The organism is Microbacterium esteraromaticum (assembly GCF_014084045.1).
GTDB lineage: Bacteria > Actinomycetota > Actinomycetes > Actinomycetales > Microbacteriaceae > Microbacterium > Microbacterium esteraromaticum_D.
Map to the genome: position 1 here is coordinate 2,143,721 of NZ_CP043732.1, position 14,891 is coordinate 2,158,611.

General features: G+C 69.2%; 14 protein-coding genes. 8 read left to right on the forward strand and 6 right to left on the reverse strand.

Annotated features, from left to right (window positions below; genetic code table 11):
- Nucleotides 1-128: 128 nt before the first annotated feature.
- The 8 genes from FVO59_RS10075 to FVO59_RS10110 are packed head-to-tail and all read left to right on the forward strand — an operon-like array spanning nt 129 to nt 8,343.
- The gene (locus FVO59_RS10075) at nt 129-1,136 is read left to right on the forward strand and encodes an ABC transporter permease (RefSeq protein WP_220465661.1); all 1,008 of its coding nucleotides are present in this window, start codon (nt 129-131) and stop codon (nt 1,134-1,136) included.
- A complete protein-coding gene (locus tag FVO59_RS10080) occupies nt 1,129-2,031 on the forward strand; it encodes an ABC transporter permease (protein WP_182252518.1) in 903 nt (300 codons plus the stop codon). The genes FVO59_RS10075 and FVO59_RS10080 overlap by 8 nt, the downstream gene beginning before the upstream one ends.
- Before the next feature lie 54 nt (nt 2,032-2,085).
- Nucleotides 2,086-3,666, forward strand: a complete 1,581-nt coding sequence (locus FVO59_RS10085; protein ID WP_182252519.1) for an ABC transporter substrate-binding protein — start codon at nt 2,086-2,088, stop codon at nt 3,664-3,666.
- 40 nt (nt 3,667-3,706) lie between these two features.
- Nucleotides 3,707-4,984, forward strand: a complete 1,278-nt coding sequence (locus FVO59_RS10090) for a M20 family metallopeptidase (protein ID WP_182252520.1) — start codon at nt 3,707-3,709, stop codon at nt 4,982-4,984.
- 44 nt (nt 4,985-5,028) lie between these two features.
- Nucleotides 5,029-5,973 carry a DUF1177 domain-containing protein gene (locus FVO59_RS10095; protein ID WP_182252521.1) on the forward strand — a complete coding sequence of 315 codons (945 nt, stop codon included), beginning with the start codon at nt 5,029-5,031 and terminating at the stop codon, nt 5,971-5,973.
- Between the two features lie 5 nt (nt 5,974-5,978).
- Nucleotides 5,979-6,818, forward strand: coding sequence for an ABC transporter ATP-binding protein (locus FVO59_RS16540; protein ID WP_182252522.1), 840 nt, complete (start codon nt 5,979-5,981; stop codon nt 6,816-6,818).
- Nucleotides 6,815-7,672 (forward strand): ABC transporter ATP-binding protein, encoded by an 858-nt coding sequence (locus FVO59_RS16545; protein ID WP_182252523.1) that lies wholly within the window; start codon nt 6,815-6,817, stop codon nt 7,670-7,672. The genes FVO59_RS16540 and FVO59_RS16545 overlap by 4 nt, the downstream gene beginning before the upstream one ends.
- Before the next feature lie 11 nt (nt 7,673-7,683).
- Nucleotides 7,684-8,343 (forward strand): AroM family protein, encoded by a 660-nt coding sequence (locus tag FVO59_RS10110; protein WP_220465662.1) that lies wholly within the window; start codon nt 7,684-7,686, stop codon nt 8,341-8,343.
- 39 nt (nt 8,344-8,382) lie between these two features.
- Here FVO59_RS10110 and FVO59_RS10115 read toward each other — a convergent pair whose 3' ends face one another.
- From FVO59_RS10115 to FVO59_RS10140, 6 genes are read right to left on the reverse strand one after another with little or no spacing between them, the layout of a single operon-like run.
- The gene (locus FVO59_RS10115) at nt 8,383-9,186 is read right to left on the reverse strand and encodes an aldolase/citrate lyase family protein (protein ID WP_182252525.1); all 804 of its coding nucleotides are present in this window, start codon (nt 9,184-9,186) and stop codon (nt 8,383-8,385) included.
- On the reverse strand, nt 9,171-9,953 hold the full coding sequence (locus FVO59_RS10120) for a fumarylacetoacetate hydrolase family protein (protein WP_259363540.1): 783 nt from the start codon (nt 9,951-9,953) through the stop codon (nt 9,171-9,173). Before FVO59_RS10120 ends, FVO59_RS10115 begins: the two co-directional genes overlap by 16 nt.
- Before the next feature lie 2 nt (nt 9,954-9,955).
- Entirely contained in the window at nt 9,956-11,122 is a 1,167-nt protein-coding gene (gene hpaD, locus FVO59_RS10125) for a 3,4-dihydroxyphenylacetate 2,3-dioxygenase (protein WP_182252526.1), read from the reverse strand.
- Between the two features lie 34 nt (nt 11,123-11,156).
- On the reverse strand, nt 11,157-12,677 hold the full coding sequence (gene hpaE / locus FVO59_RS10130; RefSeq protein ID WP_182256693.1) for a 5-carboxymethyl-2-hydroxymuconate semialdehyde dehydrogenase: 1,521 nt from the start codon (nt 12,675-12,677) through the stop codon (nt 11,157-11,159).
- Nucleotides 12,677-13,390: a GntR family transcriptional regulator gene (locus tag FVO59_RS10135; RefSeq protein ID WP_182252527.1), complete on the reverse strand. Its 714-nt coding sequence runs from the start codon at nt 13,388-13,390 to the stop codon at nt 12,677-12,679. The genes hpaE and FVO59_RS10135 overlap by 1 nt, the downstream gene beginning before the upstream one ends.
- The gene (locus FVO59_RS10140) at nt 13,354-14,877 is read right to left on the reverse strand and encodes a fumarylacetoacetate hydrolase family protein (RefSeq protein ID WP_182252528.1); all 1,524 of its coding nucleotides are present in this window, start codon (nt 14,875-14,877) and stop codon (nt 13,354-13,356) included. Before FVO59_RS10140 ends, FVO59_RS10135 begins: the two co-directional genes overlap by 37 nt.
- Nucleotides 14,878-14,891: the final 14 nt, after the last annotated feature.

Here is a 14,891-nt window from a genome sequence, read left to right on the forward strand (position 1 = left end):
CGGTGACATCAGCCTATGGCTCGGACGTCGCCATGCGCACCAGTGTCTCAAATAATGAGAAAGTGTTGCGCGCGCGATGAGGGTGCCCTGATAGTGAGGGGATCCCGTCGCCCTGAGCAAGGAGAGCAGTGCGCATCATCTTCCGCCGAGTTCTGGCGATGATCCCCACCCTGCTGGGCGTCGTCGTCTGCATCTTCGTCATCACCCGCGTGCTGCCGGGCGACCCCGCCCGCACCCTCGCCGGTGAGAACGCCGCCGACTCCGTCGTCGCCAAGCTGCGCGAGCAGATGGGGCTCGACCAGCCCATCTGGGCGCAGTTCTGGGACTACCTGACCGGACTGCTCCGCGGTGACCTCGGGTACGCGTGGCACACGGGGCGACCCGTGGCCGAAGACTTCGCCACGCGCTTCCCGGCCACGGTCGAGCTCGGGCTCGCGGCCCTCCTGATCGGGATCCTCGTGGGGGTGCCCCTCGGCATCCTCGGCGCCACTCAGCGCGGCCGGTTCGCCGACCACGCCACCCGGGTGATCTCGCTGCTGGGAGCGTCGATGCCGCTCTTCTGGCTCGGCCTCATCGTGATCTCCGTCTTCTACGGCAGCCTCGGCTGGGCCCCTGCCCCGGTCGGCCGCATCGACGACGCCCTGAACCCGCCGACACGGGTCACCGGCCTGTACGTGATCGACAGCATCATCACCGGCGACACCGTCGCGCTGCAGAGCTCTCTCGCCCACCTCATCTGGCCGGCCATGGTGCTCTCGGTAGGCGCGGTCGCCATCATCTCGCGCATGACCCGGTCGTCGATGCTCGAGGTGCTGGGGCAGGACTACATCCGCACCGCGGCCGCGAAGGGCATGGGGCCGGCTCGCATCATCGGCGGCCATGCGCTCAAGAACGCCGCGCCCTCGATCGTCACGATCATCGGTCTCGAACTCGGGCAGCTCCTGGGTGGCGCGGTGATCACCGAGACGATCTTCAGCTGGCCGGGGATCGGCGGCTACGTGGTCGAATCCATCAACGCCACCGACTACGCGCCCGTGCAGGCGATGACCCTGCTCGCCGCCGTCATCTACCTGATCGTCAACCTGCTCGTCGATCTGTCACAGGGAATCTTCGACCCCAAGGTGCGCAATGTCTGAGACCACGACGCTCTCCATCGCCCAGCAGCAGGCACGTCCGCCGCGCCGCGGTCGCACGACCGCGCTCACGCTGCTGCTGCGCAATCCCTCCGCCATGGTCGGGGCGGGCATCATCCTGTTCTGGACCCTGGGCGGACTCATCACGGCGGTGTGGTCGCCCTATCCGCCCAACCTGACCGACGCCGGGCCGCTGCTGTCGCCGCCGTCGGCCGAGCACCTCTTCGGCACGGACAACTACGGCCGCGACCTCTTCTCCAGAGTGCTCGCCGGGGCGCGCGTGTCGCTCTGGACCGGGGTCATCGCCATCGCCGTGTCGCTCGTGATCGGTGTGCCGCTCGGCGCGATCGCCGGATACTTCCGAGGCGGAATCGGCATGGTCATCATGCGCCTCATGGACATGCTGCTCGCCTTCCCCTCGCTGCTGCTCGCGATGGCTCTCGCCGTGGCGCTCGGACCAGGGCTGGCCAGCGCGATGATCGCCGTCGGCATCGTCGGCATCCCCGAGTTCGCGCGCATCATGTACGGCCAGACCGTCTCGCTGCGCGAGCGCGAGTTCGTGGAGTCGTCGAGGGCGATCGGATTGAAGGATGCCGTCATCCTCTTCCGCCACATCCTCCCGAACGGGCTCGTGCCGATCATCGTGCGCTGCGCCCTCGGCATGGGCTACGCGATCCTCACCGCCGCCGCGCTGAGCTTCATCGGCCTCGGCGCGCAGCCGCCCCTCGCCGAGTGGGGCGTCATGATCTCCGACGCGCGCGGCTACATCATCTCGGGGGAGTGGTGGATGACCCTGTTCCCCGGCATCGCGATCGCCACCTCGATCCTCGGATTCAACCTCCTCGGCGACGGTCTGCGCGACGTGCTCGATCCCCGCCTGAGAACCTCAGCCCGCTGAGATGCGTGCCCCGCATCCGCGTACCCGATCCCCTCACCATGAAAGGCACCATCCATGCGCAAGCAGAGAATGATCTCCGCAGCCGCACTCGCCATCGCCGTCGTGCTCTCGAGCGCCGGCTGCGTCGCGAATGCGAACTCCAACGCGAACAGCGGCGGAGGAGAGGCCGATCAGACGCTCACCATCGCCTACTCCGAGGGCGGCAACACCCTCGATCCGGCGGAGGCCAATGACGGCACGAGCGACACCCTGGTCGTCGCCTCATACGACCAGCTCGTCACCTACGGCACCAAGGAGGTCGACGGCAAGCGCGTCTCCGACACCGCGACGATCGCGCCCATGCTCGCCACGGAGTGGGAGGTCGACGCGACCGACACCGTCTACACCTTCACGCTGCGCGACGACGTCACGTTCCAGTCGGGCAAGAAGCTCACGGCGGACGACGTGGTGCGCTCCTTCGAGCACATCAAGTCGTCCGCATCCGCCAGCTTCCTGTACGAGATGGCGGGCATCTCCACCGTGGAAGCAGCCGGCGACGACAGCGTCGTGTTCACCCTGACGGGACCGAACCACCTGTTCCTGCAGATCCTGCCGATGTACTCCTTCTCGATCCTCGACATGGACCTGGTCGAGAAGAACGGCGGTGCCGAGTGGCTCGCCACCCACACGGCCGGCACCGGTCCGTACGTCATCGAGAGCTGGGACCCGGCGAGCGCCGCCAAGCTCACGCGCAACGAGGAGTACTGGGGAGACGAGCCGGCACTGGGCACCGTCAACCTGAAGTTCATCACCGACGCCTCCAACCGCCTGCAGCTGCTCAAGAAGGGATCGGTGGACGCCGCCCTCGAGATCGCGCCCAAGGACCTGCAGGGACTGGACGGCGACGGCATCGTCGTCGACTCGCGTCCGAGCAACAAGGTGCTGTTCTTCGCGATGAACAACGAGATCGCTCCCTTCGACGACCCGAAGGTGCGCGAGGCCATCAGCTACGCGATCCCCTACGACAAGCTCATCGACGACGTGATGAAGGGACAGGCGAGCCCCATGCGCTCGTCGGTCGCGAGCTCCACCCCCGGTTACACGGACGAGGGCAACAGCGCCGAGCACGACCTCGACAAGGCGAAGAAGCTCCTGACAGAGGCGGGCTACCCCGACGGCTTCACCTTCGAGTTCACGCTCGGCTCCGGGTTCTCCGACTGGAACGACGACGCCGTGCTCATCCAGGCGGAGCTGGCGAAGATCGGCGTGACGATGAACATCACGAACATGGCGCGCGCGCAGTTCCTCGAGGCGCTCGCCGGCAAGCAGGTGCAGTCGTACATCAGCCGCTGGACCTCGTTCGTGAACGACCCGGGCTACCACCTCGGACTGCTGCTCACCTCCGAGGGCACCAGCAACTACATGAACTACTCGAACAGCCGGGTCGACGAGCTGTGGAAGCAGGCCGCCACCGAGTCCGACGCCGACGTGCGCAACGAGATGTACGGCGAGATGCAGCAGATCATCAACGAGGAGACGCCCTGGGCCTACCTGTACGAGTACAACATCGCCGTAGCGCACGGCGAGGGCCTCGAGGGCTACACCTCGTACCCCGACGGACTCATCCGCTTCTTCCAGCTGAGCAAGTCCGAGTGACGCGCCGCGCGCCCCTGACCCGAGAAGAGAGAAGAGAATCATGACGCAGGCCGACTGGGAGAACCGGATCCTCACGGCAGTGGACGAGACCAGCGACGAGCTCCTCGAGCTCGCCGGGCTCCTGATCCGCACTCCGAGCGAGAACCCGCTCGGAGACTGCACCGAGATCGCCGACGTCATCGCCGGGCACCTCCGCGGTGCCGACATCGACGCCGAGCTCTTCGACGCGGGTCAGGGGCGCGTGAGCGTCGTCGCCCACCGTGGCGAGAAGGCCGAGGGGCAGCGCCACCTCGTCTTCGCCGGCCACCACGACGTCGTCCCGGTCGGCGACGTCAGCCGCTGGTCCTTCCCGCCGTTCGCCGGAGACGTCGTCGACGGGTGGCTGCGCGGTCGCGGAGCCAGCGACATGAAGGCCGGTCTCGCCGGTCTCATCCACGTCTTCATCCTGCTGGAGCGGCTCGGAGTGCCTCTCGCGGGGCGGCTGTCGCTGGCATCCGTCCCCGACGAGGAGACCGGCGGACGCCTGGGCGCCGACTGGCTGCTCGACCAGGGCGTGCTCGACGGAGCCGACGGAGGCATCATCGCCGAGCCGGCCGAGCGCGACCATCCGACCATCGGCCAGAAGGGCAGCAACTGGTTCCGGCTGACGATCCAGGGCAGGCCGGGTCACGGCAGCCTCCAGCCCGTGCACGGCACCAGCGCCAACCTGCTCGGCGCCAAGGCGATCATCGCACTGCAGCGACTCTGGGACATGACCCCCGATGCGCCGGAGGAGGTGCGGCAGCTGATCGCCGACTCCAAGCACTTCGCCGTGCAGCGCGAGGGCTATGCCCCAGAGGTGGCCGAGGTCTTCGAGCACGTCACGATCAACGTCGGCACCGTGCACGGCGGGACATCCACCAACGTCGTCGCCGACACCTGCGTGATCGAGTTCGACACGCGAGTGCCCATCGGCCTCTCCCGTGCCGAGGTGCTGGCGCGCGTCGAGGAGATCCTGGCCGAAGAGGGCATCGAGGGCGAGATCGAGCCGCTCGGGTTCACGAGCGAGCCGAACTGGACGGTGCCCACCGATCCGGTCGTCGAGACCCTCGTCAGCGCGCTGCGCGAGCTCTCCGACCCCGAGGCGCAGGGCGTGCTGCAGTGGGCGTCCTCCGACGCCCGCACGTTCCGCCGCCACGGCATTCCCGTGCTGCAGTACGGCCCGGCAGACCTGCAGACCATCCACAGCTTCGACGAGCGGGCGCTCGCCGCCGACGTCGTGCTGGCCGCGAAGGTCTACGCGCTGAGCGCCATCCGCTTCCTCGGGCTGACCGACTGACCGCCGACCGCCACCACAGAACACTCAAGAAGAGAGAGAAACGCATGCTCACCCAGGTACTCGACGTCGTCGACCTGCTCGACTCCCCGCAGACGTCGGGGGAGTCGCTCGCCGCCTACCTCCGCGCCCAGGGCGCCGAAGGAGCGGAGATCCATGTCGAGACGATCACCGGCGACGACGGCTCGACCGACTTCGTCCGGGTCGTCATCCCCGGTTCTGCAGGGAAGCGCTCTGGCGGCTCTGCGCCCACCCTCGGCGTGATCGGCCGCCTCGGCGGCGCAGGCGCGCGCCCCGAGCGGATCGGCTTCGTCTCCGACGGCGACGGCGCAGCGGCGGCGCTGTCGGCAGCCGCCAAGCTGCTGCAGATGAAGGCCCGCGGCGACGAGCTGCCCGGCGACGTCATCGTGACGACCCACGTCACCGGGTGGGCTCCGACCGAGCCGCACGACCCGGTGCCGTTCATGGGCTCGCCGGTCGACATGGGCACGATGAACGAGCATGAGGTCACCGACGAGATGGACGCCATCGTCTCGATCGACACCACGAAGGGCAACCGCACCATCAACCACCGCGGGATCGCCATCTCGCCGACGGTCAAGGAGGGCTACATCCTGCGACCGAGCGAGGACCTCGTCGGCATCGCCGAGAGCGTCACCGGCGTCTCGGCAGTCGTGTTCCCCCTCGCCACGCAGGACATCACGCCCTACGGCAACGACCTGCACCACCTGAACTCGATCCTGCAGCCCGCGGTCGCCACCTCGGCACCCGTGGTCGGGGTCGCCATCACCACGGCAGTGCCTGTGGCCGGATGTGCGACCGGCGCCAGCCACGAGGTCGACATCGAGCTCGCCGCCCGGTTCGCCGTCGAGACCGCGAAGTACTACGGCGCCGGTCAGGTGGCCTTCCACGACGAGGAGCAGTTCGCGCACCTCGTCGAGCTCTACGGCACGGCGCACCACCTGCAGACGCTCGGACGCAAGGCGGACTGATCACGATGACGGCTCTTCTCCGCGTCGAGGATCTCACCGTCGAGGTGCGGTCAGCGCACGGCACCAGCACCCCGGTGAACGGGATCAGCTTCGACATCGAGCGTGGCGAGACTGTCGGCATCGTCGGCGAGTCCGGCTCGGGGAAGAGCCTCACCGCCATGTCGATCATCCAGCTGCTGCCCACCAGGGCCGTGCGGATGGTCGGCGGGCGGATCCTGTTCGACGGCGACGACATGGCCGGCTTCGGCGCGTCGCGGATGCGCGACATCCGCGGGCGCCGGATCGGCACGATCTTCCAGGAGCCGATGACGGCACTCAACCCCGCCTTCACCATCGGGTTCCAGATCGCCGAGCCGCTGCGCAGGCACCTGAAGCTCAGCCGGACCCAGGCGAAGGCGCGGGTGATCGAGCTGCTCGACATGGTGGGCATCCACCGCTCTGCGCAGACCGCCGCGTCGTACCCCCATCAGCTCTCGGGCGGCATGCGGCAGCGCGCGATGATCGCGATGGCGATGTCGTGCGAGCCCGACCTGCTGATCGCCGACGAGCCGACGACGGCGCTGGATGTGACCACGCAGTCGCAGATCCTCGATCTCGTGCTCGACCTGCAGGAGAGCCACGGCACGGCGGTCCTGCTCGTGACGCACGACCTCGGCGTCGTGGCAGAGACCTGCCGCCGCGTGGTCGTGATGCGCCGGGGCGAGATCGTCGAGAAGTCCGACGTCGATGCGCTGTTCCGCGCGCCAGAGCATCCGTACACCCGTGGACTGCTGGAGTCGATGCCGTCGCGCAACGCCGGCAAGGACCGGCTCCCTACCGTCGCCGAGAGGGCAGGACTGTCATGAGCACGCTGCTGAGCGTCCGAGGACTCGTCAAGGAGTACCAGCAGAGGGGCGCCAAGCGGGGCGACCCGCTGTTCCGCGCCGTCGACGAGGTCGACTTCGATCTCGAAGAGGGTACGACCCTCGCGATCGTGGGCGAATCGGGTTCGGGCAAGTCGACGACCGGCCGATGTGCCCTGCGGCTGATCGAGCCGACCGCGGGCAGCGTGGTCTACGACGGCGTCGACCTGGTGGGTCTCAGCGCCGAGGAGATGCGCCGCCGGCGATCCCAGATGCAGATCGTGTTCCAGGACACCTACGCATCGCTCGACCCTCGCTGGACGGTGGGCCGGCTGCTCGCCGAGCCGCTGGAGCTGCACGAGCGACTCAGCCGCCGTGAGGTGCGCGGTCGAGTGGCCGAGATGCTCGAGACGGTCGGGCTCGAGGCGGCGCACGCCGACCGCTATCCGCACGAGTTCTCAGGCGGCCAGCGCCAGCGCATCGGCATCGCCAGGGCCCTCATGCTCAAGCCCCGCCTGGTCGTGTGCGACGAGCCGGTGTCGGCGCTCGACGTGTCGGTGCAGGCCCAGGTGCTCAACCTGATGAAAGACCTGCAGGACGAGTTCGGCCTGAGCTACCTGTTCATCTCGCACGACATCGCGGTTGTCGAGTTCATGGCCGACGACGTCATCGTCATGAACCACGGCAGGGTCGTGGAGGCCGGACGCTGCGCCGACGTGCTGGCCGATCCGCAGGAGCCCTACACGCGTGCGCTGCTGGCCGCGGTGCCGGAGCCGGATCCTGCGGCGGCGCGAGACCGTGCGTCGCGACGTGCCGTCGTGGAGGCAGGACTGCGGGCCGCGGAGGCGGTCGCATGATCCTCGGATGCGTGACGATCGGACAGGCCCCGCGCGTCGACGTCGTGCCGGACATCGAGCCGCTGCTGCCCGGCATCCGGATCGTCGAACGCGGCGCGCTGGATGAGCTGACTCCCGCGGAGATCGCCGAGCTGACACCCGCTGAGGGCCGTGCGGCGCTCGTGTCGCGGCTGCGCGACGGCTCCTCGGCGGTGCTCGACGAGGAGCGTATGCTGCCGCTCGTGCAGCGCGCGGTCGACGCGGTGGTCGCCGACGGTGCGGGAGCCGTGCTGGTGCTGTGCACGGGTCACCTGCCCGAGCTGCGTTCGCCGGTGCCGGTCTACACGGCCGAGCGCCTCGCCCGCGGTGCTGCCGCGACGCTCGTCGGCGAGGACCGGCTGGGGGTGCTCGTCCCCACCCTGCGGCAGGTCGACGACATCGCCGCACGCTGGCGGCACGACCTCGGCCGTCGGGTCAGCATCGGCGCCGTCGATCCGTACACGGCGGACGACGCGGAGTTAGCCTCGGCGGCGAGGGGGCTGGCGGCGGAGGGCGTCGACTGGATCTTCCTCGACTGCATCGGCTACTCCGAGCGCATGGCGTCGATCGTGCAGGACGCCTCAGGGGCCCGTGCTCTGACAGCGCGGGGACTGGCCGCGCGCATGGCCGCCGCGGCGGTCGCGACCGCCTGATCGGCGCCGGAGGGGGCTCCGACGCCGTGGCGAACAGCGTCAGTACGCGTCGGCGCTGCCCGATCCCGATGTCGGGATGAACCGCGCCGCGAGCGCCTCCGCGCCACGGGCGAGGACCGTGACGTCGGCGCCTGCGGAGAGGAAGTGCGCCCCCGCGGCGAGGAACGCGTCGGCTCCTGCCGGGTCGAAGGCGTTCACGCCGACCTTCTTCCCGGCTGCGGTGACCGCCTCGAACACGCGCTGGACGGCTCCGAGGACGTCCGGGTGCGACTGCTGACCGGGGTAGCCCATCGACGCCGCAAGGTCGGCCGGCCCGACCAGCACGCCGTCGACTCCATCGACCTCCGCGATCTCGGCGGCCGCCTTCACGGCATCCGCCGACTCGATCTGCACGAACAGCGAGATCGTCTCCGACGCGGTCGGAACATACCCGGCCACGCGGCCCCAGCGGCCGCTGCGGGCGAGTGCTGAGCCGACCCCGCGCACACCCTCGGGCGGATATCGCACGGCGGCGACCGCCGCCTGCGCCTCGGCAGCAGACGCGACCATCGGCACCAGGAGGTTCTGCGCGCCGGTGTCGAGCACCTGCTTGATGATCACCGCGTCGTTCACCGGCACCCGCACGACCACGGGCACCCGGTACGCGGCGATCACCTGCAGCTGCTGCTGCACGGAGACGATGGTGTTCGGACCATGCTCCATGTCGATCAGCAGCCAGTCGATGCCCGATCCGGCGCAGATCTCGGCGTTCAGGGTGGTTCCGGTGCTCAGCCACATCCCGATCAGCGGGCGAGCGGCGTCAGCCAGAGCGTCGCGAAAGGTGGGCTCTAGACGAAGCGGCATGCGATGGTCCCCATCTCGCGGTAGTCGCACAGCACCTCGTCGCCGCGCTCGACCCACATGGGCCGTGTGAACGATCCTGCCAGGATGATCTCGCCCGCCTCGAGGCGCGCACCGTGCTGGTGGAACTTGTTCGCCAGCCACGCCACGCCCGTGGCGGGATGACCGAGAACCCCGGCCGCGACGCCGGTCTCCTCGATCTGGCCGTTCTTCGACAGCACGCCGGGCACCCAGCGCAGGTCGATCTCGTCGGGGCGCAGGTGCACGTCGCCCAGCACCATCGCGCCATACGCCGCGTTGTCGCTGATGGTGTCGACGATGGTGCGGCCCTCGAGTTCGATGTGCGAGTTCAGCACCTCGAGCGCGGGCACGGCGTAGTCGATCGCGGCGAGGGCGTCGTCGAGCGTGCAGTCCGGTCCTTCGAGCGGCGACTTGAGGACGAAGGCCAGCTCGACCTCGATGCGCACGTTCGAGAAGTCGTCGAACGGGATCTCGTCACCCGAGCGGTACACGGTGTCGTCGAACATGACGCCGTAGTCGGGCTCGGTGATCCCGGTCGCCTGCTGCATCGCGCGCGAGGTCAGGCCGATCTTGCGCCCCACCAGGCGGCGTCCGGCGGCGACCTGCGAGTCGCGCCAGACGCCCTGGATGGCGTACGAGTCCTCGATCGTGGCATCCGGATGCCTGGCGGTGATGCGCGGCATCACGCCGCGCGTCCGCTCGGCCTCGGCGAGCTCGGCGGCGAGGGCCGCGATCGTCTCGGCGGGCAGCGTCACAGCTGGTGTCCCAGCTTGTACTCGCCCTGCTTCCACTCGGGCATCGACTCCGCGCCCTCATCGGGGCGGGTGTACGAGAACCCGTCGGCGCCGATGGTCACCGCCATCTCGCTCGAATCGGTGCGGGCGAGAACGGACTGCGGGTTGCCGTCGAGGTCGAGCACGAGCGAGGCGTCGGTGTACCAGCTGGGCACGACGGGGTTGCCCCACCAGTCGCGGCGCTGGTTGTCGTGCACGTCCCAGGTGACCACGGGGTTGTCGGGGTCGCCGGTGTAGTAGTCCTGTGTGTAGATCTCGACCCGGTGGCCGTCGGGGTCGCGCAGGTAGAGGTAGAACGCATTGCTGACTCCGTGGCGGCCGGGGCCGCGCTCGATGGCGTCGGAGCGACGGAGTGCCCCGAGCTTGTCGCAGATCGCGAGGATGTTGTGCTTCTCGTGCGTCGCGAAGCACACGTGGTGCATGCGCGGGCCGTCGCCGCCTGTCATGGCGGTGTCGTGCACGGTGGGCTTGCGGCGCATCCACGCCGCGTACACGGTGCCTTCGCCGTCCTGGATGTCCTCGGTGACGCGGAAGCCGAGGTCCTGCATGAAGCGCACGGCTCGCGGCACATCGGGGGTGACCTGGTTGAAGTGGTCGAGACGCACCAGCTCGCCGGGGATGTGCAGGTCGTAGCGCCACGACATCCTCTCGACATGCTCGCTCTGGTGGAAGAACTCGTACGGGAAGCCCAGCGGGTCGACCACGCGCACCGAGTCGCCGATGCCCTTGACGAAACCGTCCGGGTTGCGACGGACGTCGCAGCCGAGCTCGGTGTAGAACTCGACGGCACGGTCGAGGTCCTCTGGCGTGCGGACCCGGTACGAGAACGCCGCGACGGCAGCGAGGTCTCCCTTGCGCAGCACCAGGTTGTGGTGGATGAACTCCTCGGTCGAGCGGAGGTAGATCGAGGTGTCGTCCTCTTCGGTGACGTACAGGCCGAGGATGTCGACGTAGAACTGCCGCGACGCGGCGAGGTCGGTGACGACGAGCTCCATGTACGCGCAGCGCAGGATGTCCGGCGGCGTCGCGACGGGCGTCGCGATGGGGTCATCGGTGTGGATCGGCGCCTCCTGGCTCACGTAGAAGCCGGAGGAGGTGAGGGTCTTGCCATCGTGGTCGGTCATGTCAGCGTCCTTGCTTGTCTGTTCCGGCGGCCGGTCAGCGCGGGTCCGGGTCGTCGAGGTCCTGCTTGCCGAAGGCGGGGTTGTGGGGCGCGCCGAGAGTGATGTGCACACTCTGCTGGTCGGTGTAGAAGTCGATCGAGCGGTATCCGCCCTCGTGCCCGAGCCCGGATGCCTTGACGCCGCCGAACGGTGTGCGCAGGTCTCGCACGTTGTTCGAGTTGAGCCACACCATGCCGGCCTCGACGGCGCCTGCGAAATTGTGCGCGCGCTTGAGGTCGTTGGTCCAGATGTAGGCGGCGAGACCGTACTTCGTGTTGTTCGCGAGGGCCAGCGCCTCCTCCTCCGTGTCGAAGGGCGTGATCGCGACGACCGGGCCGAAGATCTCCTCCTGGAAGATGCGGGCGTCGGGGGCAACATCGGCGAATGCGGTCGGGGCGACGTAGTTGCCGGTGGGGAAGCCCTCCGGTCGGCCGCCTCCGGCGATCAGGCGACCCTCGGTCTTGCCGATCTCGACGTAGCTCATCACCTTGTCGTAGTGCTCGGGGTGCACCAGCGCGCCGACCTCGGTGGTCGGGTCGTGGGGGAGGCCCACCTTGACGCGCTTCGCCAGGGCGCCGAAGCGCTCGACGAACTCGTCGTAGATGCCGCGCTGCACGATGATGCGGCTGCCTGCGGTGCAGCGCTCGCCGTTGAGCGAGTAGACGCCGAAGATGCAGGCGTCGACCGCGGTCTCGAGGTCGGCGTCGTCGAAGACGACGGCAGGGCTCTTGCCGCCCAGCTCCATCGAGAGGCCCTTGAGGAAGGGCGCGGAGTTGCCGAAGATGATCTGGCCGGTGCGGCTCTCGCCCGTGAACGAGATCAGCGGCACATCCGGGTGCTTCACGAGCGCGTCGCCCGCGTCCTCGCCGAGGCCGTTGACCAGGTTGAAGACGCCCTGCGGCAGGCCCGCCTCCTCGAAGATCCCGGCCCAGAGCGATGCCGACAGCGGCGTGAACTCTGCGGGCTTGAGCACGACGGTGTTGCCGGTTGCGAGCGCCGGGCCGAGCTTCCACGACTCCAGCATGAACGGGGTGTTCCACGGGGTGATGAGGCCCGCGACGCCGATCGGCTTGCGGTTGACGTAGTTCATCTGCTTGCCCGGCACCTTGAAGGCGTCATCCGCCTGCGCCACGATCAGGTCAGCGAAGAAGCGGAAGTTCTCGGCGGCGCGGCGCGCCTGGCCGAGCGCCTGGGTGATCGGCAGACCCGAGTCGAACGACTCCAGCTCGGCGAGGCGGGCGTCGCGCGACTCGACGATGTCGGCGATGCGGTGCAGCACGCGCGAGCGCTCGCGCGGCAGCATGCGCGGCCACGGGCCATCGGTGAAGGCGCGGCGGGCGGCGGCGACGGCGCGATCGATGTCGGCCTTCTTGCCCGCGGCGGCGTGCACGTACGTCTCGTTGGTGACGGGGTTGAGCACCTCGAACGTGTCGCCGTCGATCGAGTCGGTGAACTCGCCGTCGATGTAGTGCTGGATCTTCGAGGGCAGGTCTGCGGGGGTGTAGACGTCGGTCATCATCGTCCTTCTTCGCTGGTGTGGGAGTGCCGGGCAGCCAGGAACGCGTCGAGGGTGCGCCAGCGGTGGTTTCGTGCGGCCAGCTCGATCTCGAGCGGCTCGGCGCCGTCGCGGATCAGCTGCAGGATCTGCTCGTGCTCGTGCACCGAATGCCGGGCCCGGCCCGGTACGAAGGCGAAGGTCGAGTCGCGGATGCCCGAGAGGCGGCCCCACCCGCGGTGCACGAGGTCGAGGATGTGCGGGTTGGGGCACGGCTCGAAGAGCACGGAGTGGAACTGCTGGTTCAGCTGGGTGAACCGGTGCGCGTCGAAGTGGTCGAGCAGCTGTCGCATCCGCTCGTTGACCTCCGCGGCGCGGTCCAGCGCCTCGGCGTCGAGCAGCGGAGCGGACAGCGCCGTGGCCGAGCCCTCGACGAGGCCGAGCGTCTGCATGGTGTGGGCGTACTCGTTCTCGTCGATCAGCGACACGTGAGCGCCCACGTTGCGCTCGAAGGTCACGAGGCCCTCCGCCTCGAGACGCCGGATCGCCTCGCGCACCGGCACGACGCTCATCTTCAGCTCACGGGCGATCGCGCCGAGCACGAGCCGGTAGCCCGGACCGTAGGCGTGCGAGGCGATGCGCGCGCGCAGCCACGCGTACGCCTGCTCGGACTTGCTGCCCTCGCGGACGAGGGTGCTCACTTCGCCTCGCTCCGCTCGCTCAGTGCACCGCATCTCGCCTCGCCCCGCTCGCCCGCCGCCGTGTCCGGCCGCTCGCGCGCGTCGTATCTCGCGCGCCACTCGGCGTTCATCGGGAAGAGCCCGTCGACGGGATTGCCCGCAGCCACCTGCTCGGCGATCCAGGCATCCTCGTCCTCCTGCGCGAGAGCCGCGTCGGCGACCTCCTCGGCGAGATCGGCGGGGATGACGATCACGCCGTCGCCGTCGCCGACGATGACGTCGCCCGGCTGCACGGTCGCGCCGCCGCATCCGATCGTGACGTCGAACTCCCAGGGCACGTGCTTGCGACCGAGCACCGAGGGGTGCGCGCCCTTCGAGAAGACGGGGAGGCCGATATCGGCGACCGCGTCGAAGTCGCGAACGCCGCCGTCGGTGACGACGCCGGCTGCGCCCCTGGTCTTCGCGCGCAGCGCCAGGATGTCGCCGAGCGTGCCGGTGGTCTCGTCGCCGCGGGCCTCGATGACGATGATCTCGCCCTCGCGGACGGCGTCGAAGGCGCGCTTCTGCGCGTTGTAGCCGCCGCCATGGGTCGTGAAGAGATCCTCACGGGCGGGAACGAAGCGGAGGGTCTTGGCCGTGCCGACGATCTTCGAGCCGGGAAGGTTGGCGCTGAGCCCGTCGATGAAGCACGAGTGCAGCCCGCGCCTGCGCAGCTGGCTCGACAGGCCCGCGGTGGGAGCATCGAGCAGCTTGGCGCGCAGCTCGGGGGAGAGGCCAGTGGACTGCTGCTCGACGGGAGGGAGCCCTGCGAGCTCACGCGAGCCCCACGCCTCGGCGCGCTGCAGGTCGTCGACGGCGGGCATCGAGCCGAGTGCAGGGTCGAACTCCACCTCGCCCTGGGTGACCGTGGTGCGCAGGCGACCGGATGTGGGGCTGCCTGGGGCATGCGGGGCGTCGACCTCCACCTCGACGACGTCGCCCGGCGCGATCACGCTCGACCCCGCCGGAGTGCCGGTGAGGATGATGTCACCCGGCTCGAGCGTGAAGTGCTGCGAGAGATCGGCCACCAGCTGGGGGAGGGGGAAGAGCAGGCCGGCGGTGGTGTCGTCCTGGGCGAGCTCGCCGTTCACCCAGGTGCGCACACGCAGGTCGCCGGGATCGACCGACGCCGCGTCGATGAGCGCGGGGCCGACGGGGGTGTATCCGTCGCCGCCCTTGGAGCGGACGTTCGATCCCTTGTCGTTGGCGCGCAGGTCGTACAGGCCGAGGTCGTTCGACGCGGTGACGGATGCCACGTGCGCCCACGCCTCGGAGATCGGCACGCGCCGGGCGGCGGTGCCGATGATCAGGGCGATCTCGCCCTCGAAGGCCAGCAGCTCGGTGCCGGCGGGGCGCTCGACGGTGCCGTCGGTGCCGGCGAGCGAGCTGGCGGGCTTGAAGAAATAGGAGGGGGCCGCGGGACGGCGGCCGCGCTGATCGGAGCGCGAGACGTAATTGAGGTGGATCGCGATGATCTTGCCTGCTCCGGCGAGCTCGGTCATGGGGCGCCTCCTTG